The sequence below is a fragment of the Candidatus Nitrosotenuis cloacae genome (assembly GCF_000955905.1).
GTDB classification, from domain to species: Archaea; Thermoproteota; Nitrososphaeria; order Nitrososphaerales; family Nitrosopumilaceae; genus Nitrosotenuis; species Nitrosotenuis cloacae.
The window spans coordinates 1,264,549-1,286,718 of record NZ_CP011097.1 but is presented as its reverse complement, the minus strand read 5'-3'; the positions used below and the strand labels follow the sequence as shown (position 1 = coordinate 1,286,718).

Sequence of the window (22,170 nt, the reverse complement as noted above, 5' to 3'; positions counted from 1 at the left end):
GATGAGAGCAAAATCGAAGATAAATTGAACAAACTGGCATTACTTGGGGTATTAGGATTCCTACTAGTTCCGTTGCTGGGATCGGCACATGCTGCCAACCCAAATCTGTACGTATCTGCGGAAAATTCGTACTATACCAATCATTTTGCAGGCACGATGGTAGTAGAGGTGGTGATTAATGACCCAAGCCTTGCTGATACCGGCGTTGGCAAAGGAGAGCCAGACGTTACACTAAACGGCAAAAACATCCGAATGGTCCAGGCAACCGATGGTAAATGGTATGCATACTTTGCAAATCTGGACAAGGCCAAAATAGCAGACCAGACAATAGTTGATGCCGGAGTCGGTGCTGCAGGAAAAGGCCTTGACTTTGGAGAATTTTGCAGCAAAGACACAACAGCGTTTGGACCATCATTTTCGGAATCTGACGGTGTGGCAATTCCAAGGACTGGCGCTACTGGTGCAACAAATGGCGATTCGGGATTTTCCACATGCACCACAGTTCCTGCTGGATCTACTGTAAATAATGTGGTTCGAAGTCCGAAATCAATTAACACAAACTCTGCAATTTCTACAGGGCAAATAGGACTAAACGCAAATGTTTGGCCGATCATACAACTATATTCTTTCAACAACGATGTTGTGATTCAGTATAATGCGGCAGGTGGAACACAAACCGTCACCTTACAATACGATGAGATTCCAAATATCACAACAACTTTGGATAGGACAAACTATCCTCCAAGCTCCCAGGTTTTTGTTACCATCAAGGACATGCAGCTAAACCAAGACCCAACATCACGAGATTCCTGGACATTCAATATTGGCTCACCACAAACCGTCTTTTATGCAGCGTTTACTGAAAATGGCGCAAATGCGGCAACCGGAAGTGTTGGTCTTACTAATTTGATCTCAAAACTATCTAGTCTTGGGTTTGATAACAACGGTAAAGTATCAATGAGCCTTGGATCTGTTGCACAACTCCAAGCAAACGGACATCAAACGGCAACTGCAACTGATGGAACCACAACATTTAGTCAAATCGTAACATTTGTGGAATCGCAACCAAACACAGGCACATTTGAGAACTTTGACTTTTCTGATTTATCCTCTGTAAAGATTCTATCCACGGCTCCAAGAGGACAGTCTGCCAGTATAGAATATGACCAAAAATCAACATCCATTGTGTCTGGCCTAAGTGATGCAAACATCTCTGTAGGCACAAACCAGCCTGTCTCTGGGCAAAAAGTAGCAGTGACGGTAAACGATCCTGACCAAAACGTCAACTCTGGGGCAAAAGACAAGCTAGACGTCTTTAGGAGCTCAGCGCTAATTCCGTCATTAACAATAGGAAATCCGGCAACACTACAAAGTGCTGGAAGCGTCAAAATCTATGCGTTATCTACTGATGTATTGACTGGTGGCAACTCTGTTAGCTCATCCGTTCCAGACAAAGCATCTGATAGATTAATTCTGGATACAAGATCCTCCACTGGAATCGTAAATCAAAGCTTTGAGAAGCTCTCACTTAGTACAGGACTATCCGCAACAGATCTCCAAAACCTGCTGATTAGAACCAGTGCAGGTGATCAAGGAACAAACTGGGTCAACTATGATCTCAGATCCATACAAAACCAGCTTGGAATAACTGATTATTCGGATACTACGATCTCACTGTTCTTTGGATTGGGTGATGCAACACCGATAACTCTAGTCAGTCCAGCTAATATGACTGGGGCCCAAGGATTTGTGCAATTGCCAAATGCCGCAGCAAGTGCAATTGCAGGAAAATCCGGAACTGCATTTTTGGTGATCAACTTTGACACATCAAACAACTCTGCAGCACAAGGATCTGTCTCTACTGAGACCGATACTCAACCAATCGTGTTTGATCTGTTTTCATTTGGAAACAAAAACAACAAAGACATCGTTAATGGAATATATCGATTTGAGCTGCAAGAGACATCATCCAACTCTGCCACATTTACTGGTACAATGGAATATGTAATTGCAAACCAGCTAAACCAGTTTGATGTAAATGTCATCAAGATACTGCGACCAATTGATGATGATGTGAAATTCTTTGTAAACCAAAGACTAATTGATGAAAAAGGAATTAATATTGCATATTCAGATGTTGCACAGACAGGGCTGACAACCGGTGTATCATCAAAGAGCGATATCCAAACTCATTCTGGCTCTGTGTCAACCGCATCAAACGTGTTCAGATTTGGCCATCCAGTTACCGTAATACTAGATGATCCTGACCTTAATCTCAAGCACGATACCATTGAAATCTATTCTGTAATTGATGATTCTGCCTCTACAAACGTGGATACTGTTGGCAGCTCAAGCGGAGGCATCCTACTTGAGGTATTAATTAAGGACATTCGATTCAAGCGATGCACCATTGGAGGCGTGGAAACCGGAGGACTTGCGGCAAGTGGATTCTCGCTAATTGAGACAGGTCCAAACACAGGTCGATTTGAGGGCGTATTCAAGATGCCATCAAAGATTTGTAATAAGGATGGTACCAAACTCATATCGCCAGCAGGCGGAATAGTCGATCTAAAGTATAATGACTTTAGGGATTCGTCTGGCCAATCAAATACGTTTAGTCTTAGCAAAACTCCGTCAAAACAAAAGCTTGTCACCTCAAGCACTGCAAAACTTGATGCCAAGTCCTACACTTTACCATCTCCTGGAAAGACAAAGGATGTGGTACTTAGTGGTAAGATGCAAAACTACAAGCCGGGAACCAAGATCAAGTTCACACTGCAAACACCGGATGGCAAATCATCAGATCTGTACGCAGTTGCCACAAAGCAAGGCAGCTACAAAACCATAATATCACTAAAACCAAACTCTCCGACCGGCCAGTACTCTGTTGACATACAATATCAAAAGTATAATGTTGGTAAGGTAACATTTATGGTAAACAAAAAATAATTTTGCAAAAAACTGGTATGGTAAAATGAGGTCAAAAAAGGTTCAACAAGAGCATATTCGAGTCAACTTTTCTTTCATAGAATACATAAATACCCTGAATTCTTGTATCAGCCTAGACATGAGAGGAGCTGGGAGACTCGTAGCAGTATTTTTGTCACTTGTACTATTCACATCATCATTATCAATGGTTTTTGCACAAACTGATCTAAGTCAGATACCACCATTATCTGTATCAACAAACCTTCCTCTGTATGATGAGGGAGATACCGTAACATTTAGCGGCTTTATCAAAAGCCCAGACATCAATAACATGATTGATGTTACAGTTAGGGTCCTAGGACCTGTAGTCAATGGCAGTAACGGAAACATCGTTTCAATTGACCAAGTAAAACCACAATTAGATGGCTCCTTTGAGAGTGCCTTTATCGTAGCCGGCGACCGTTGGATTAAGAGAGGAGATTACAAAATTCTAGTAAACTATGGCCCACAAAAGGCAGAGACTATGTTCTTCTATAATGGAGGAACGGGCGAATTACCACCAGACGTAGTTCCACCACCGCCATCATGCGCTGAAGGACAAATCATAGTAAATGGACAATGTACAAATCCAGAAGACATCGAGACTCCACCACCAGCATGTGGAACAGGTACGGTTTATGATCCCGTATCAAAGTCATGTATTGTAGCACCGCCAGTTGTTGATAACTGCCCACCAGGACAAGAGCTAGTCAACAACGTATGTGTTGATGTTGAACCAGAAGACAACACACCTCCACCACCACAATGTGGCGCAGGCACCGAACTTAAAGATGGAATCTGTGTTCCAAAGTCAGGTACTACTGGAGGTCCAGGATGCTTGATTGCAACTGCTGCATTTGGAACTGAACTTGCACCACAAGTACAAATGCTAAGAGAAGTTAGAGATAACGTACTATTCAGCACCGGAGCAGGTACAACATTCCTAGCAGGATTCAACAGTGTGTACTATGCATTCAGCCCAGCAGTAGCAGACTTGGAAAGACAAAGTCCACTATTCAAAGAAGTAGTAAAGACTGCAATCACTCCAATGCTATCAACACTATCGATACTCAACTATGTTGATATCAACTCTGAGCAAGAAATGCTAGGCTATGGTATAGGAGTCATTCTACTAAACATCGGAATGTACTTTGTAGTGCCAGCCATAGTGATAGTCAAAGTTAAAGGCCTAATCCAAAAAAGACGCCTTTAAGATTATATCCTCTTTTATCAAACCCCATTCATGCACGTAGAATACGAAGAATTTTCGTCAATTCAAGACATCTTTTCTTACATGGCAGCTGTAATGCCACCAATGAAAAACACAATGCCAATCAACTACTACAAAGGATACGTCTTTGCATTCATCCCACTGACTCACAATGGTGGTGATGTCTACTTGATGATATACACCAAGGCAACACTAGATGGCAGAATTTTGGAATTTGACATCAACGCAAACTCTTACAGAAAAGTTGCGGCAATAGAGAGAGCAGACAAGACGTACTTTATTGTGATCTCACCAAAAAGAAACACTATTGCTGATGAAGCAATCCAAAAACTAGGCTAATTTTTTTATCTTGTATATGTAGGGGCAGCAACTGATCTGCTTCTTGCATATCTATCCACGATATCTTCTGGAAGCTTGCCATTGAAGAGATCCTTGCAGAGGCCTCTTAGGTATCTCATGATTGCCCAGGTTCCAGCCTTGATCAACCCATACATGAATATCTTCATTGGAGGACCGTAGGTCTTGTTTCGTAATATGATCGGTACGATATCATTAATGACCCGCATGTTGTTCTCCCAGCACCTCCAAAACAGGGTGAATTGGGCCTCATTGAGGTTTCCAAAGTGCATCGAGTTCTTTTCTGAAAAGTCTTGATACAGCAATGGTGCTACCAGTCCCCTAAAGTTTGTCTTTCTGAAATCCTCGATTAAATCAATGGTATATTGGGTCTCATCTGGGGTCTCATCAGGCCAGCCAATGATTAATGTGGCTGCTGGGAACCAGTGGTTCTCATTCATGATTCGAGCTCCTTCTCGTACTACCCATCCCCACTCGTCAGTTGAGAATGGCTTGGTCTTGACACCTAGGTGTTTTTTGACCATTCTTGGTGCAACGGTTTCTATTCCCAAGTTTGTTGCAAGCCATCTGCCGTTTGTGTGCATTTCATTAATTTCTGACATTTGTTTTAGTAGAACTGGGTCTGCTGCAATTGCAGAGAATGTCATGTGGGTGGTTCCAACAAAGTTAGCACCCATTGATTTTAGGCTACGCCACAATTCCGTAATGGCGTCTCTGTTTGGCTGAAAGTCTTTATTGTCACATCCATAAAGCAGCATTTCATCAGAGTGCAGCCAAATGGAATCAAAACCGTAATCGAGGTTTATTTTTGCTTCGTGCTGTAGTCGCTCAATTGGCAAGTCTTTTTTGGAGCGCTTGTTCACATCACAAAAGTCGCATCCACGTCCGCATCCTCGCATTGCCTCAATTAACGAGTTGACAGTTGGGCCTTCGATTTCTGGAATATTCTGTATGTTTTTGACAAAGCAATGCATCAATTCTGGTGCGTCTCCGCTCTCTAAATCCTTGAACAAGTCCAGGGCAAGCTCGTCTGCTTCGCCAACTACAACCGTGTCAATTCCGTGAATTTTCATTCTGTCTGTTTTTGCAAGCTCCCATGCCCCGTTTCCGCCAACTACAACTTTGAAATCATATTTTTTCTTTAATTGGATAATATCTGCACACATGCGCTTGAACTTCATTGCAACGTACGATAATTTTTCAGGCGACATGGTAGTTGTGACTGGTGCCATGCCGAGTGGATCCATCACATTGATTCCAACTACTTTGGTGTCGGGCCCGATTGATTTTGCTAGATAGTCTGGATTTGCGACAAAGATCTCATCTCTTTTGTATCCTTGGAGCAATGCGCTCTCTACTCTTCTTAGTCCGACTTGGGCAACCTTTGCCTCGCCAGTGTTTGGGTCTGTCTCTACTGCCGGGCAGAAAACCTTGTCAAAGACCCATTCTGGTAACAGCTCATATGGTCCACATGCAATGAACCCATAAAGGAAATTTCCGCGATAATTTGTCATCAGACTGCGGTCAGCAGTAAGAACAATACGTTTGCCAGCCAACTAAACATTGACTTCGCATATGGTATAAATTATTTTCCTACCTGCTTTGCAAACTTAAATTACAAACCCATCAACTCAAAACATGGACGTATCAGAGCCGCGACACATGGAGCCTCACCTCTCTGAATCAAGCGGGATTCGAGATTTTGTGTTTGGATTTGGAGATGGCATCAACACCTCACTTGGAATAGCTGCAGGAGTTGGAGGTGCAGATGTTTCATCAAATATTATAATTCTAGCATCACTTGTTGGCATGTTTACTGGCGCCAAGGCAATGGCAGTCCAGAACTATCTGGCAGTAAAAGCGCAGCGCGAGCTGCTCAATTCTGAAATAGCTCGCGAAGAATGGGAGATGGAAAACAAACCTGAAGTGGAAAGACAGGAAATAGAGGAAATCTACAAGGCAAAGGGCTTTGAGGGAAAAGACCTAGATATGATAGTAAACAAGATCACATCAAACAAAAAAGTCTGGCTGGACACAATGCTGACAGAAGAACTAAGACTCAATGTAGATGTGATTGGCAATCCCCTAAAGAGTGCATTGCGAATGTTTGGTGCATTTTTGCTTGGCGGCATACTACCAATAATTCCGTTTTTCTTTGCACATGGGTATGTTCCATTGATAATTGCAGTTGGAATTAGTCTGTCCACATCGTTTGCAGTTGGTGCAGTAAAATCCAAACTTGCCCGCACCAATATCATAAAGGGTGGTCTGGAAATGGCAGGCCTTGGAACAGGAATTGCTCTGATTGGATTTGGAATAGGAACTGAGCTAGCTAATCTTGGAATTATTGACGTCTAGCCCGATTTGCAATGTTTGCAGCAACCGCACCTGCACCAATACCATTGTCAATATTTACAACCGATAATCCAAGTGAGCAGCTCTGAAGCATTGATGCTAGGGCAGCAACTCCTTTTTCTCCATAACCATATCCTACAGATGTTGGCAGGCCAATCACTGGAACATTTACCAAAGATGACACTACCGATGCCAGAGCTCCCTCCATTCCGGCTGCTACCACTATAACATCAATGTCTTGTTCGATGAATTTTTTAATAATTGGAAACAATCTGTGCAATCCGGCAATTCCAACATCATAACTGGTAATTGTATTACAATGCATTGCCTCACAGGTAAGCCTTGTCTCTTCTGCAACTCCAATATCTGATGTTCCGGCAGTCACAATTCCTACGGTTCCACCCGTACTTTTGAGCGTGTTTTTGTGGATTAGTAGGGTAGTGGTGTTTTTGCCGTCCTTGATTTTGAGCTTTTTTGATTTTGCAAATCTGACTATTTTGGTATAGTCTGATTTTTGAATTCTCGATACTAGGACCGAGTCAGACTTTTCCAAGACTCGCTGGATTATTTTTTTTATCTCATCTGATGTTTTTCGTTCTGCAAATATTACTTCCGGGATTCCCTTTCTGTGCTTTCGACCCATGTCAATTTGGGCAAAATCCTCTATTTTTTCAATGGAGTATAATGCGAGCTGTTTTTTTGCCTCAGAGACGGATATTTTGCCAATCTTTAGTGATTCTAAAACATCGGTAATTTCCATGGTGTGACTTGAAGTGATTTATTTAAAAAACTGATCAGACGCCGGCAAGGGCTGACTTGACACTCTCGATTCCTTTCTGGAATGTTTCTTTTTCTTGTACATCCAAGTCTAATTCTATTATTTTTTCAACACCTTTTCTTCCAATTACTGCTGGAACTCCAATTGACACGTTGGATTGGCCATATTCGCCATTTAATGGAGTGGCAACTGGGATGACTTTCTTTCTGTCCTTTAGGATGGCATCAACGATTGCAGATATTGCGTTTCCTGGGGCATGAACTGTTGCCCCTTTGAGCTCAATTACTTTGGCTGCTACTTGCTTTGTGTTTTGGACCAGTTGGTCTAGTTTTTCTTTTGGTAACATGCTTGATAGTGGAATTCCAGATACTGTGGAAAATCTTGGTAGTGGCAGCATGTTTTCTCCATGCTCTCCAATTACCAAAGCTCTGATGGATTCACGAGAATGGCCTGTTGCCTCGTGAATGAACTGGATGAATCTGGATAGGTCCAGCATTCCACCCATTCCGACGATTCTGTTTCTATCAAAGCCTGATGTTTGGTATGTGATGTGAACCATTGGGTCCAGTGGGTTTGTTACTGGAACTATGATGGAATCATCTGCATATTTTTTGATATTCTCAACTACTCCCTTTACTATGCCTGCATTGATCTTGAGCAGGTCCATTCTGGTCATGCCTGGCTTTCTTCCCGAACCTGCAACTACAACTACTACCTTTGACCCCTTCATGTCAGAATAGTCATTAGAGCCTCGAATGTTTACGTCGATTCCTTGCTCTGATAGCATGTGATTAAGATCCATTGCTTCGCCTTGTGGCAATCCATTTACGACATCTAATAGTAAGATTTCATCATCTACTCGTCTCAGTGCTGAAAATAATGCTGCGTCTCCGCCAACTTTGCCTGAGCCAATAATTGTAATCATATTTTGTCGACTTTGTCGTTCAATAATTAAATCTATTGTACATCATGAACTCACAAAACAAATTCTTTGTTTGTCGATCTGAGAATTTATATGCATTTTTGCAATCCTGATGTCATGGTTCTGATAATAGATCCACAAATTGCTGGAATTTCTGGTGATATGTTGTTGTCAGCACTGGTGGATCTTGGTGCAAAAAAATCCAAAATAATTGAAGGCGTCAAGGTATCTCAGAACTTTTTACATCACTCCAAAATTGAAAAAATCGATTTCAAAAAAACAGACAAGCACGGAGTCAACGCAACCACACTAGTCCTAAAACTAGATGAGCACAGCCATGAAAGAAAAGGAATTGAAATCCAAAACTGTATAACAAAAACTGCACAAAAAATAGGACTATCTGAGAGGGCATCCAAATTTGCAAAAAACTCTATTGAAACTCTGATTTCTGCCGAGTCAAAAATTCATGGCGTCCCCAAGGACTCGGTTCACTTCCATGAGGCGTCCAGCATTGATACTGTGATTGATATAATTGGTGTGGCAATAGCACTAGATGATCTAAAGTGCTTTGATCATGATATCATTACAATGCCAGTAGCTGTTGGAAACGGCACCATATCATTCTCACATGGAGTGGCATCAAATCCGGCCAGTGCAATACTTGGGATATTTGCAAAGTCTGGAATAATAATCTCTGGGAATGATTCTCAGGATGAATTAACAACACCGACTGGTGCTGCAATGCTTGTTAATCTAACAGACCGGTGTGTTGAGCATTATCCATTGATGAAAATAGACTCAGTAGGGTATGGGGCAGGACAAAAAAACTTTGAGAGTTTTTCCAATGTGCTAAAAATGGTATTGGGTGAAAAATCGAGCCTAAAATCTGACTCCGTCAGCATTCTAGAGACAAATGTAGATGACGTCTCAGGCGAGGTTCTAGCACATGTAATTGATAAGATAATGTCAAGTGGTGCCAAGGACATTTCTGTCATTCCAACTCTAACAAAGAAGGGAAGGCCAAGCCACATGATCTCAGTTATTTGTGATCACAAAAATGTGGACAATCTGATTCAAGTATTGATCTCAGAGACCGGAACGCTGGGAGTTAGAATAAGATCATCTGAGAGATTTATCGTCCCAAGAAAGATCATACCACTAAAAATCAAAATTCACAGCAAAGATTTCATCGTACGATGCAAAACCGCAAGCAAGCACCAATTCAAAGTAGAATATGATGACATTAAATCAATATCTGAAAAACTCTCCATCTCATTCAAACAGACCGAAGAATTAATCAAAGCCGAAGTCAAAAAACAACTAAAATGAACAAACTAGATTCTCTGTCTGATTGGTTTTCTGATAAGAAAAATGTCATAGTTGCATTGTCTGGTGGTGTGGATAGTGCTTTGGTTGCATATGCCGCCCATCAAGTTCTTGGCAGCTCCGCCCTTGCAGTAACTGCTGACTACAAAACACTGGCACAAGAAGAGCTGGATTCTGCCAAAAAAATCTGCCAAGAGATCGGTATTAGACATATGATAATCTCGTATGATGAGCTGGAAAATCCGGATTTTGTCAAAAACGACCAGAACCGATGCTATCATTGCCGATCTGAGCTATCTGATCATCTTATCCGACTGGCAAGAAAAGAAAACATTACAGTAATTGTAGATGGCACAAACATTGATGATCTTGGTGATTACAGGCCAGGAATTGTGGCACTGCAAAACAATGGAATTCGCAGCCCGCTAGTTGAATCAAACTTTACAAAGTCCGAGGTACGAGACACGGCAAAATCAGTAGGACTATCTGTATATGATAGGCCATCAAATTCGTGCTTGGCATCAAGAATCCCTTGGGGACAGCGTGTTACTGCGGAGCGCCTGGCAAGAATTGAGGTGGGCGAGACCTTTGTCAAGCAGATGGTTGGCGCAAAGCAGGTTCGAGTCAGGGACATAAATGGAATGGCAAAAATCGAGATAGGTCAAGACGAGCTTGACTTGATTCAATCTGCAAACATTGATGATCTTGCGGCCAAGCTAAAATCAATTGGATTTGAATCCGTCACAATAGATGAAACCGGATACAGGCCGGGAAAAATCAACGTGATTGCTGATTGATCTATTTGGATCATGCGGCATCAACTCCGATTGCCGATCCAGTACTAGAAGAGATGATGCCATACCTAAAGGAAAACTATGGCAACCCATCATCAATTCATAGGTTTGGCAGGATCACAACAAAGGCACTGGATTTGGCCAGAAAGAGAATTGCGGATCTAATCGGCGCAAGCCCAAATGAAATTCTGTTTACATCTGGTGGGACAGAATCCAACAATACTGCACTGTTTGGTACGATGAATCAAAACAAAGTAAAAACACTCATCACCACATCAATTGAGCATGATGCGATACTAGAGCCCTGCAAAAAACTAGAGCAGCTAGGCCATAATGTGATCTATCTTCCAGTTGACTCTGCCGGAATGATTGATGTTGAGAATCTAGAGTCATTACTTTCAGACCAAATAGGCCTAGTTAGTATAATGTTTGCAAACAACGAGGTTGGTACCATACAGCCAATCAAACAAATCGCACAACTTTGCAAGAAGTATTCCATACCATTTCATACTGATGCAGTACAGGCAGTGGGAAAAATCCCAGTTGATGTACAGGAGCTGGGCGTTGATCTAATGTCGATATCCTCTCACAAGATAAACGGACCAAAAGGAATCGGCGCATTATACATAAGACACGGTGTGACATTGAACCCGTTTCTTTTGGGCGGTGGACAGGAAAACGGTATGCGCTCAGGCACGGAAAATGTAGCAAACATTGTTGGTTTTGGCAAGGCATGCCAGATTGCCCAGGAAAACCTACAATCCAATAACCATACACTACAAAGCCTAAGAAATCATCTGGTCAAGCGCGTATCAAATGATCTAACTCATACCACGATGAACGGCCACAAAGAAATGCGCCTGCCAAACAATGCACATTTTACATTTCTGGGAGTAAACGGTGAGGACCTAATCATAAAGCTAGACGAACATGGAATTGCCGCATCTACTGGCTCTGCATGTTCTGTGAAGACACAAAAGGCGTCTCATGTTCTGATGGCAATGGGATTCTCACACGAGCAAATAACTGGCTCTTTGCGCCTTACTGTTGGTATTTCTAATACAATTTCAGAAATCGATCAGACAGTTGATATTTTAAAAAAAGTAGTTGCCGAGCTTAGGGCAGTATCACCATTCAAGGCAAAGTACGGATTTTAGATTCTCAGTATCGTTTGTTTTTTTGATAATATCATCACAGATGTTATTGATATTATCAATATGGCAATTGCAATTGGGCCAAACTCTGGCACAACATATGTTCCAATTATCTCAATGTCAGAATCGCCTTCTTGAAAGTGTATTGTGATCAGTCTGGATTCTGGCTTTAATGATGATTCTTGGTATGGGACTTCTAACCCATCAATGTAGATGATGTATGTGTCATCATCACCGCTCTTCCCATCGGGGCCTTTCTTTGCATCAATCCATTCTCTGCCAAGATCTAGTGTTAGTGAGCCATCACTGTCTGCTTGTATTGTAACAATCAGACCCAGTATGGCCGGATCCACTATGATGTTTTTGATGGTGCCGCCGTTTATTGTATATGGCACATCAAATGTTCCAGCATCGCCTGCCTTTACCTCAAAGATTTGTGTTGGGTTTGTTCCGGAAATGGTTGTCTGAAAATCAAAGTTAGTCTCAAAGACATTTCCAGTCACACCGTATGATGCCTGGACTATGTATTTTCCATCCTTTTGAAAATAAGGTCCGTCTGCAATCAGTGAATAAGTAAAGGTACCATCTTGCGCAACTTCGACTTGGGCAATGTGCACACGATTTGCCTCACGAAACACCTGTAGTAATAGTGGCGTGTTTGGCAAAAACGCCTCTACTTTACCTGATATCACTACGGCTTCACCTTCCTTGTAGAATGGCTTTGCAACACAAACATTCTTGCATTCTTCCGCAGATGCAAAACCATACCACATTGGAATTGATGATATAACTAGTAACAAAATCAATGCGTGAGTATACTTCACACCAAAGTTTTATGATAATCGTATATTTCCTTTTCTCGGAATTTGTACTAAAAAATGAAAAAAGTATAGAGACTTTAGTATCTTGGTGAGATGCTAAGTCGTGTTCTTGCAGAAACCGCAATTATAGATACAATTGCTACTGCGAGAATGATTGCTGCCATTGTGCCAAATTCTGGAACTGCATAAGTACCTATGATCTCAATCTGTGATGCGCCGTCTGAGAATGTGATGTCGACCATTCTTGTTGAATCATCGCTATCTGTTTCCTCAAAGTCTGCTTCTTCATCATCTACTAGGACGATAAAGTCTACATCGGAACCATCTTCTGTTGCATCAAGAACGTCTCTTGGAATTGCAAGTGAGATAGAACCGTCGCCTTCAGTTTCGATTTTCAGGGTAAGTGACTTTGTAGCACCGTTGGCAGATGCGCTTGTTACTATTGCTCCACTTGCTTCAAATGGAACACAGAACACTTCACTGCCGCCTTTTACTGCAAGCTCACCATCACCACATGCTGACTCTTCTGATGCTGCCTCACCAACTAGTTCAACCATGACCTTATCATTGATTTCTTGTGGGCCATATTGTGCTCGAATGGTGTACATACCGTTTTCTTTGAAGAGTGCGCCTGCAGTGCTAAACATTGTTTCAAATGTGTTGTCCTCTGAAACTTCAACTTGCTGAACTGTTGCAATGTTGCCTTGTGGGCTGATCACTGTAACTGTTACTGGAGCATCACCTCTTAGATTTGCGACATAACCACCTACGGTAATTTCAGACTCGTGATCATAGATCTTTGAATCTGTCCATACTGAGACTGGTACGTTGTTTTGTTTTGCGTATTCAGCCTTTTCGTAAATGTCCATACTGCCGCAATCTGGGCATGCTTCTTCGTCGAAGCTAGATGCATAAGTTGGTACTACCGCTAAAGTGCCTGCTGCAGCCATTATGGCAATTAGCACGTATAGTGCATAACTATTCATCTTGATTGGCGATTAGAATGCTGACTATTTATGTATATTTAAAAAATGAAAAAAGTTGAAGATCTAGTATTTTGGCAGGATACTTAGTCTACTTCTTGAAGATATAGCAATTATCGATACAATTGCTACTGCAAGAATGATTACTGCGATTGTGCCAAATTCTGGGATCACGAATGTTCCGATGATTTCAATCTGAGTTGTTCCATCCTCAAATGGTATGGTCAAAGTGCGATCTTCAGAGGTGGTTGTTTCCTCAAAGTCCGCCTCGGCTCCATCTACTAGGACGAAAAAGCTATCATCTTCACCACTTATTCCATCAGCACCAAGTCTTGCATCTAGGATGCTTCTTGGGATGATCAGTTTCACCTCACCATCTGCTGTGGTCTCTATCTCTACGATTAGGGACTTGGCAGGAATGTCTGGGGTGATGCTTAGTATTTTACCTCCTTTTATAGAGTAGCCAACTGAGCCATCTTCCGGATTTGCTAATGGGAAGGTCTTTCCTTTAGGACCTGGTATTACGTCACCGGATCCGCCAAACTCAAAGCTAGTCTCTGCTGTTCTTGTTGCTGTTCCATATAGGACCTTAATCGTATATGTTCCAGCAGATCTCCACAGAGGACCGCCAGCAGCCAGGTCAATTCCAAACGTATTCTCGTCTGAAACTGGCAATTGTTGAGCAGTAACTAGGTTTCCGTTGGCTGCAATGACTTGCAAGGTAACATCATAGCCGGACAGTCTTTCTCGGACTGAGCCAGATACGGTGATTGTCTCGCCGTCTTCATATGCCTCTTTGTCGGTAGCTATAGTAACTGCGTCTACAAATTCCTGAGCAAAAGCTGGTAATGCTAGTGAGCCTGTAGCCAGAATTGTAAACAACGCTAGTGTTGCATACAGAGTATTCATCTTGCTTTTTCGTCCTAACGAATACTATTTAAGGTTAGGAAAAAAATCATTGACTAATAGCGAAAAATAATGGATTTTTTGCGAGATCTTGATTAAATATATATAAACCACCTCTGGAGGTTTTCCAGTTTGTTTGGTAATTTTCGATATTTAGCTAATGCTATCCAAGGTGAGCAAGTTGGCAACTAAGAAAACCCACGTTCTAGTACCGGATCACATTTACGTACCAAAGCATGAGATCATGGACAAAAAAGACGCAGAAGAGGTCCTCAAAAAATTCAACTGCAAGCCAACTGAGATGCCATTAATTTTTGCAAACGATCCTGCAATTATCGGACTTGGCGTAAAACCAGGCGACATGATAAAAATTACAAGAAAGAGCCCAACTGCCGGTGAGAGCATTTACTATAGATATGTGGTGGAGATCTAAATGACTGACCCATCCAATAAACGCTGGCCAATCATTCAGGACCTTCTAAAAAGAGAGGGAATCGCAAGACAGCACCTCAATTCTTTTGATGAATTCCTAGAACGCGGACTACAGAGTATCATTGATGAGGTAGGACATATCGAAATTGAAAACGCAGAATATCCATACAAGATTCAGCTAGGAAAGGTAAAACTACAACAACCACGAATGATGGAGCTTGATGGTTCCATCACACACATCACACCAGCCGAGGCACGTCTCCGAAATGTATCATACTCTGCACCAATCATGATGGAGGCAAGCGTAGTTGAGGACGGCAAAATCCTAGAATCAAGATTTGTCCACATTGGAGACATTCCAGTCATGGCAAGATCAAACGCATGCATCTTGCATAATTTCTCTACACAAAAATTAATTGAACACGGAGAAGATCCAAACGACCCAGGAGGATATTTCATAATTAACGGATCAGAGCGAGTCATCGTAGGACTGGAAGATCTATCATACAACAAAATCATCGTAGATAAGGAAAAGGTCGGCGGCAACGATGTCTACAAAGCAAAGGTCTATTCTTCTATTGTAGGATATAGAGCAAAACTAGAACTGGTAATGAAAAATGACGGACTGATTGTCGCAAGAATTCCTGGCTCACCAGTTGACATTCCAGTAGTTACTTTGATGAGAGCACTAGGACTGGAGTCCGACAGAGAAATTGCTGCTGCTACCTCACTAGTAGAATCAATCCAAAACGAGCTTGAAGCATCATTTGAAAAGGTAGCCGAGGTCCAGACCTCAAAGGACTCTATAGTATACATCAGTAAAAGAATCGCACCAGGAATGTTAGAAGAGTTCCAAATCAAACGTGCAGAGACACTACTTGATTGGGGTCTTTTACCACACCTAGGAAAGCACCAAGAAAACAGACGAGAAAAGGCACAGTTCTTGGGCGAGGCAGCATGCAAGCTAATCGAGCTAAAACTAGGTTGGATCTCACCAGATGACAAGGACCACTATGGTAACAAGGTAATCAAATTCGCAGGACAAATGTTAGCTGATCTGTTCAGAACTGCATTCAGAAACTTGGTCCGTGATATGAAGTACCAACTCGAAAGATCCGGACAAAAACGAGGAATCAATGCAGTAGCAGCTGCTATCAGACCTGGTATTGTTTCTGATAAACTAAACAACGCAATTGCAACAGGAAACTGGGGCAGGGGCAGAGTAGGAGTAACACAACTGCTGGACAGAACAAACTATCTATCCACCATTTCACACCTCAGAAGAATCCAATCACCATTATCTCGAACTCAACCAAACTTCGAAGCTAGGGACTTACATCCAACTCACTTTGGAAGAATCTGTCCAAGCGAAACACCAGAAGGCTCCAATTGTGGGCTGGTCAAGAACTTGGCACTGTCTGCTATCATTTCAGTAAATGTATCACCAGAAGAGATAATCGAAAAACTATACGACTTGGGCTCAGTCCACTTTACAGATGCAAAAGAAGACCTAAAACGAGACGGAACTCGAGTCTTTGTTGATGGACGACTAGTCGGCTATTACAAAGACGGAGACAAGCTAGTTGAATCACTGCGTGATCTTAGAAGAAACTCTAAAATCCACCCACACGTCGGAATCTCGCTTTTCAAGCCAGGCGTAGAAGGCGCAACCACTAGACTATACGTAAACTGCAATGCAGGACGTGTACTTCGACCACTCATTGTCATAAAGGAAGGAAAACCACTAGTCACACAAGAGCTAATCGATAAGGTATCAAAGAAGCTCATGTCTTGGAATGATCTTCTAAGAATGGGCATCATTGAATTAATCGATGCAAACGAGGAAGAAAACTGCGAAATCACACTGGATGACAAAGACACCAAAAAATTCACTCATCTTGAAATATTCCCATCTGCAATTTTGGGAGCAGGTGCATCCATCATCCCATATCCAGAACACAACCAGTCCCCAAGAAACACATACGAGTCTGCAATGGCAAAACAAAGCCTCGGCTTTTCAACGCCAATGATGAACACCAGCACTTATGTTCGACAACACTTGATGTGGTATCCACAAACACCAATCGTTACCACCAAAGCACTCAATCTTTTAGGATTAGAAGACCGACCAGCAGGACAAAACTGTGTAGTCGCAGTATTACCATTTGATGGATACAACATTGAAGACGCAATAGTAATCAGCAAGGCAGCAGTGGACAGGGGCCTGGGTAGGACATTTTTCTATAGAATCTATGAGGCAGAAGCAAAACAATATCCTGGTGGAATGCGAGACAACTTCGAGATTCCAAACGCCGAGGACAACATCCGAGGCTACAAGGGAGAAAAAGCATATCGATTACTAGAAGAGGACGGAGTAATTGCAGGCGAATCAACCGCAGTTGGCGGAGACATTCTGATTGGCAAGACCAGTCCTCCAAGATTCATGGAAGAATATCGCGAATTCGAGTCCAAAGGACCATATCGACGTGACACATCAATTGGTGTTAGACCATCAGAGACAGGTGTTGTAGATACTGTAGTCATGACCCAGTCCAATGAGGGCGGCAAAATGTACAAGATCAGAGTTAGAGATATGAGAATTCCAGAGATTGGTGACAAGTTTGCGTCAAGACATGGACAAAAGGGCGTGGTTGGCATACTTGCACGATACGAAGACTTGCCATACACTGCGGAAGGAGTTATCCCAGACGTTTTGATCAACCCACATGCATTCCCATCACGTATGACAGTTGGAATGTTCATGGAGTCAATTTCTGGCAAGGCAGCTGCAGTTAGGGGAGCAAGATTTGATGGCTCTGCATTTGTTGGAGAAAAGACAGAAGAGATCAAATCAGCACTAGAACACTCTGGTCTGAAATATTCAGGTAAAGAAATGATGTATGATGGCAGAACTGGCAAACCATTCCCAGTAGAGGTCTTCATCGGTGTTGTATATTATCAGAAACTGCACCACATGGTTGCAGACAAAATACATGCAAGAGCAAGAGGCCAAGTCCAAATGCTGACCAAGCAGCCAACAGAAGGTCGTGCAAGGGGTGGAGGACTCAGATTTGGTGAAATGGAGCGAGACTGCCTAATTGCATATGGTGCATCTATGATTCTCAAAGACAGATTACTGGACGAATCAGACAAATCAGAAATTTACGTCTGTGAGCGATGTGGACTGGTTGCATATCATGATGTTAAACAAAGAAAATACGTTTGCCGAGTTTGCGGAGACAAGGCCAAAGTCTCCTCAGTATCAGTAGCGTATGCATTCAAGCTATTATTGCAAGAAATGCAGAGCCTTAACGTAGCACCAAGACTAATGATAAAGGAGAGAGTGTAATTGTCAGTTCAAACAGTAAAAGCAATTGATGGAATAAAATTCTCAGTATGGTCACCAACTGAAATCAGAAAGTATTCTGTTGCTGAAATCACCGCGCCTGAAACATACGACGAAGACGGAATGGCAGTACAAGGCGGACTGATGGATGGCAGACTGGGAACACTAGAGCCTGGACAAAAATGCCTCACATGCGGAAACACCGCGGCAAGATGTCCTGGACACTTTGGCCACATCGAGCTGGCAGAACCAGTATTACATATTGCATTCATTGACAATATTCACAAACTATTGCTTGCAACATGTCGATCCTGCTCCCGACTAAAGCTCCCACAAGAGGATCTTGACAGCTATGGGCAGATCTTCAAAAAAGAGGCAGCATACACTATCATTTCACAAAAAAGAATTCCAGAAGAAATTCTAGACAAGGCAAAGAAAGCAAAGGAATGCCCACACTGCGGAAAACCACAATACGACATGATATTTACAAAACCAACAATATTTATCGAAAAAACCGAAATAGGAGAGCACAGACTACTCCCAATCACCATACGAGAGCGATTCACACAAATCCGTGATGAAGACCTCCGATTGCTTGGTTATGATCCAAACACTGCAAGACCAGAATGGTTCATTCTCCAAGTATTGCCAGTACCACCAGTAACAGTTAGACCATCCATCATACTGGAAACAGGAATCAGATCAGAGGACGATCTCACACACAAAATGGTTGATATCATTCGTGTAAATCAAAGACTAAAGGAAAGCAAAGATGCAGGAACACCACCACTAATCGTTCAGGACTTGGTTGACCTATTACAATATCACACCACCACGTACTTTGATAATGAGGTATCTGGAATCCCACAAGCTCACCACCGTTCTGGCAGACCACTAAAGACATTAACTCAAAGACTCAAAGGAAAGGAAGGAAGATTTAGAGGCTCACTTTCTGGAAAAAGAGTAGACTTTTCCAGCAGAACCGTCATATCCCCAGACCCAAGCCTTGATCTGTCCGAGGTAGGAGTTCCAGAGGCAATCGCAAAGAAGCTGACCATCCCAGAAATCATAACAGAATGGAACATTGAGAGAATGCGAGATCTGGTAATCAATGGACCAGACAAGTTTCCAGGTGTCAATTATATCGTAAGACCAGACGGCGTAAAAATAAGACTCGATTTCGTAGAGGACCGCTCCATAATAGCACAAAACCTCGAAGTCGGATATTTGGTGGAAAGACATCTCTCTGATGGCGACATTGTAATGTTTAATCGACAACCATCATTGCACCAAATGTCAATTATGGCTCACTATGTCCGGGTACTGCCAGGAAAAACATTCAGGCTACACCCATCAGTATGTCCACCATACAACGCAGACTTTGATGGGGATGAAATGAACCTGCACGTACCACAAAGCGAGGAAGCAAGAGCAGAAGCCATCTTACTAATGAGAGTTCAAGACCAATTAATCTCACCAAGATATGGTGGACCAATCATTGGTGGATTGAGAGACTTTATCACAGGATCATACCTTCTAACTAAAGACGATACCACACTCACGCCACAAGAGTTTGCAAACTATGCAATGCTTGGTGGATATGATGGCGAGCTACCGACACCAGCAACAAAAGGAAAGGACGGACCACTATATTCTGGCAAACAATTATTCTCATTGTTCCTGCCAACTGACTTTAACTTTGTAATCACATCAAAGTGGTCCAAGGGAACCAAGGGAACACAAAAAGATGTTGTAATCAAAAACGGACAGCTAATCAGCGGAGTAATTGACAAGGCATCAATTGGTGCAGAAGAACCGGAAAGTGTCTTGCACAGAATTGCAAAGGACTATGGCAACGCTACTGCAAAGAAATTCCTCAACTCTGTTCTGATTGTGGCAAAGCAATTCATCACTCACTATGGATTCAGCTATGGCTATGCAGACTTGGAATTATCCGATAAGGTAAAGGCAGACATTCATGCAGGAATCGACGAATCCTACAATACAGTATATGATCTGATTTCACAGGCAAAGAAGGGTACACTAAAGCTGACCAGAGGTCTATCAGCAGATGAGGCACTGGAAGCATATATCGTAAACGAATTATCTAAAGCAAGAGACAAGGCAGGAAACACTGCAGACCAGCAATTAGACAAAAACAATGCTGCAAGAATCATGGCAACAACCGGTGCAAGAGGATCATCACTAAACATTGGCCAGATGGCAGGCGCACTAGGTCAACAGTCAATTCGTGGTAATAGACTAAACAAGGGTTACAACAATCGGGCATTACCACACTTTAAGGAAAATGACGACAACCCCGATGCACACGGATTTGTAAAATCAAACTATAGGGACGGACTGTCCACAATCGAGTTCTTTTTCCATGCAATGGGTGGACGAGAGGGACTAGTAGATACTGCAGTCAGAACACAACAGTCTGGTTACATGCAGAGAAGATTGGTAAACGCACTGGAACACATCAAACTAGAATATGACAACACCGTACGCGACCCACATGGACACATCATCCAGTTCCTGTATGGTGAGGATGGAATCGATGTTGCAAAATCTGATCACGGAGAAGCCTTTAACATCAACAGACTAGTCGAGTCCGAGACAATAGTTGACACTGGCAAAAAGGTCGGCAAAGAAGAAGTAGAAGACATGCTCAAAAAATACACCAAAGTCTTCAACCCAAGACTAACCAAACTAGTCGAAGAAGGAATCTTGCATTCTAAACTATCAAAGGAAGGAACAGAAAAAGTCCTCAAAAAGGCACTGGACCTATATCACAAAGCAAAGGCAGAGCCAGGACAAGCAGTAGGAATCGTAACTGCCCAGTCCATTGGTGAGCCGGGAACTCAGATGACACTCAGAACATTCCACTTTGCAGGAATCAGAGAGCGAAACGTAACACTAGGTCTGCCAAGACTGATCGAATTAGTGGATGCAAGAAAGAAGCCGGTAACTCCAACCATGGACATTTACCTAGAGCCAAAATACCAAAAATCAAGAGAAAAGGCAATCGAAGTAGCTAGAAACACCTTGCAGACAAAGGTCTCTGCACTAATTGAAAGCGCAGACACTGACTATGCAACCCAGATTACACTGGAGCTAAGCACATCTGGTCTCTCACAGAGGGGTTGCACAGTAGAAGAGGTAGAGGCAGCATTATCATCAAACAAGAAATTCAAGCTGGAGACAAGTGGCAACACCATTACGCTGACTCTAGCGGAAGAAGGTGACGCACCAACCGTAATTGCAATTAGAAACAAGGTCCTCAATACTATAGTCAAAGGAGTACCAGACATCACACGTGTCACAGTTGCACAAAAAGACGATGAATGGGTCATCCAGACAACCGGCTCTAATCTGGCAAAGGTGCTGGAAATTGATGGAATTGACAAGAGAAACGTTAGAACAAACAACGTATTTGAAATTGCAGCAACACTTGGAATCGAGGCTGCAAGAAATGCACTAATCAACGAACTATCCACCACACTAGAAGACCAGGGACTGGAAGTTGATTCCAGATACATCATGCTAGTATCTGACATGATGTGCTCACGTGGATATCTGCAACAAATAGGACGACACGGAATCGCAGGAACAAAGGACTCTGTTCTGGCTCGTGCTGCATTTGAAATCACAGTGCCAACCATAGCAGAAGCGGCACTAACTGGTGAGATAGAGGAACTCAAGGGTGTAACAGAAAACGTAATCGTTGGCTCTAACATTCCAGTAGGTTCTGGAACAGTAGATCTATACATGCAAGTATCCAAGAACTAATCATTA

16 protein-coding genes are annotated in these 22,170 nt (G+C 42.5%); 10 read left to right on the top strand and 6 right to left on the bottom strand.

Features of this window, described 5'->3' with window-relative positions; all coding sequences use genetic code 11:
• Positions 1 to 24 precede the first annotated feature (24 nt).
• The 3 genes from SU86_RS07335 (at position 25) to SU86_RS07325 (ending at position 4,537) form a co-directional block, all read left to right on the top strand.
• Positions 25 to 2,949: a peptidase gene (locus SU86_RS07335; RefSeq protein WP_148550838.1), complete on the top strand. Its 2,925-nt coding sequence runs from the start codon at positions 25 to 27 to the stop codon at positions 2,947 to 2,949.
• 118 nt (positions 2,950 to 3,067) lie between these two features.
• Positions 3,068 to 4,180 carry a CFI-box-CTERM domain-containing protein gene (locus tag SU86_RS07330; protein WP_048189369.1) on the top strand — a complete coding sequence of 371 codons (1,113 nt, stop codon included), beginning with the start codon at positions 3,068 to 3,070 and terminating at the stop codon, positions 4,178 to 4,180.
• A 30-nt stretch (positions 4,181 to 4,210) separates the two neighbouring features.
• Positions 4,211 to 4,537: a hypothetical protein gene (locus tag SU86_RS07325; RefSeq protein WP_048188567.1), complete on the top strand. Its 327-nt coding sequence runs from the start codon at positions 4,211 to 4,213 to the stop codon at positions 4,535 to 4,537.
• A gap of 5 nt (positions 4,538 to 4,542) precedes the next feature.
• On the opposite strand, the gene SU86_RS07320 is transcribed toward SU86_RS07325, so the two are convergent.
• Positions 4,543 to 6,111 (bottom strand): B12-binding domain-containing radical SAM protein, encoded by a 1,569-nt coding sequence (locus tag SU86_RS07320; protein ID WP_236687683.1) that lies wholly within the window; start codon positions 6,109 to 6,111, stop codon positions 4,543 to 4,545.
• Positions 6,112 to 6,193: 82 nt separating this feature from the next.
• Between SU86_RS07320 and SU86_RS07315 the strand changes: the two genes are divergently transcribed.
• Entirely contained in the window at positions 6,194 to 6,913 is a 720-nt protein-coding gene (locus SU86_RS07315; protein ID WP_048188566.1) for a VIT1/CCC1 transporter family protein, read from the top strand.
• Here SU86_RS07315 and larB read toward each other — a convergent pair.
• On the bottom strand, positions 6,900 to 7,670 hold the full coding sequence (larB, locus tag SU86_RS07310) for a nickel pincer cofactor biosynthesis protein LarB (RefSeq protein ID WP_048188565.1): 771 nt from the start codon (positions 7,668 to 7,670) through the stop codon (positions 6,900 to 6,902). The genes SU86_RS07315 and larB overlap by 14 nt on opposite strands.
• Before the next feature lie 34 nt (positions 7,671 to 7,704).
• Positions 7,705 to 8,613 (bottom strand): malate dehydrogenase, encoded by a 909-nt coding sequence (locus SU86_RS07305; RefSeq protein ID WP_048188564.1) that lies wholly within the window; start codon positions 8,611 to 8,613, stop codon positions 7,705 to 7,707.
• Positions 8,614 to 8,727: 114 nt separating this feature from the next.
• On the opposite strand from SU86_RS07305, the gene larC reads away from it, so the two are divergent.
• The 3 genes from larC to SU86_RS07290 are packed head-to-tail and all read left to right on the top strand — an operon-like array spanning position 8,728 to position 11,887.
• A complete protein-coding gene (gene larC, locus SU86_RS07300) occupies positions 8,728 to 9,939 on the top strand; it encodes a nickel pincer cofactor biosynthesis protein LarC (protein WP_048189365.1) in 1,212 nt (403 codons plus the stop codon).
• A complete protein-coding gene (gene larE / locus SU86_RS07295; RefSeq protein ID WP_048188563.1) occupies positions 9,936 to 10,733 on the top strand; it encodes an ATP-dependent sacrificial sulfur transferase LarE in 798 nt (265 codons plus the stop codon). Before larC ends, larE begins: the two co-directional genes overlap by 4 nt.
• Positions 10,730 to 11,887, top strand: coding sequence for a cysteine desulfurase family protein (locus SU86_RS07290; RefSeq protein WP_048188562.1), 1,158 nt, complete (start codon positions 10,730 to 10,732; stop codon positions 11,885 to 11,887). The genes larE and SU86_RS07290 overlap by 4 nt, the downstream gene beginning before the upstream one ends.
• On the opposite strand, the gene SU86_RS07285 is transcribed toward SU86_RS07290, so the two are convergent.
• The 3 genes from SU86_RS07285 to SU86_RS07275 all read right to left on the bottom strand — a co-directional run bounded on the left by SU86_RS07285 (position 11,884) and on the right by SU86_RS07275 (position 14,597).
• Positions 11,884 to 12,708, bottom strand: coding sequence for a PEFG-CTERM sorting domain-containing protein (locus SU86_RS07285; protein ID WP_148550836.1), 825 nt, complete (start codon positions 12,706 to 12,708; stop codon positions 11,884 to 11,886). The genes SU86_RS07290 and SU86_RS07285 overlap by 4 nt on opposite strands.
• A 74-nt stretch (positions 12,709 to 12,782) precedes the next feature.
• Complete coding sequence (locus tag SU86_RS07280) at positions 12,783 to 13,691, bottom strand: PEFG-CTERM sorting domain-containing protein (protein ID WP_082096190.1); 909 nt, start codon at positions 13,689 to 13,691, stop codon at positions 12,783 to 12,785.
• Positions 13,692 to 13,754: 63 nt separating this feature from the next.
• A complete protein-coding gene (locus tag SU86_RS07275) occupies positions 13,755 to 14,597 on the bottom strand; it encodes a PEFG-CTERM sorting domain-containing protein (protein ID WP_052755605.1) in 843 nt (280 codons plus the stop codon).
• A 178-nt stretch (positions 14,598 to 14,775) separates the two neighbouring features.
• Between SU86_RS07275 and SU86_RS07270 the strand changes: the two genes are divergently transcribed.
• From SU86_RS07270 to SU86_RS07260, 3 genes are read left to right on the top strand one after another with little or no spacing between them, the layout of a single operon-like run.
• The gene (locus tag SU86_RS07270) at positions 14,776 to 15,027 is read left to right on the top strand and encodes a DNA-directed RNA polymerase subunit H (RefSeq protein ID WP_048189362.1); all 252 of its coding nucleotides are present in this window, start codon (positions 14,776 to 14,778) and stop codon (positions 15,025 to 15,027) included.
• Positions 15,028 to 18,375: a DNA-directed RNA polymerase subunit B gene (locus SU86_RS07265; RefSeq protein ID WP_048188560.1), complete on the top strand. Its 3,348-nt coding sequence runs from the start codon at positions 15,028 to 15,030 to the stop codon at positions 18,373 to 18,375. It begins immediately after the preceding gene.
• The gene (locus SU86_RS07260) at positions 18,376 to 22,164 is read left to right on the top strand and encodes a DNA-directed RNA polymerase subunit A' (protein ID WP_048188559.1); all 3,789 of its coding nucleotides are present in this window, start codon (positions 18,376 to 18,378) and stop codon (positions 22,162 to 22,164) included.
• Positions 22,165 to 22,170 lie beyond the last annotated feature (6 nt).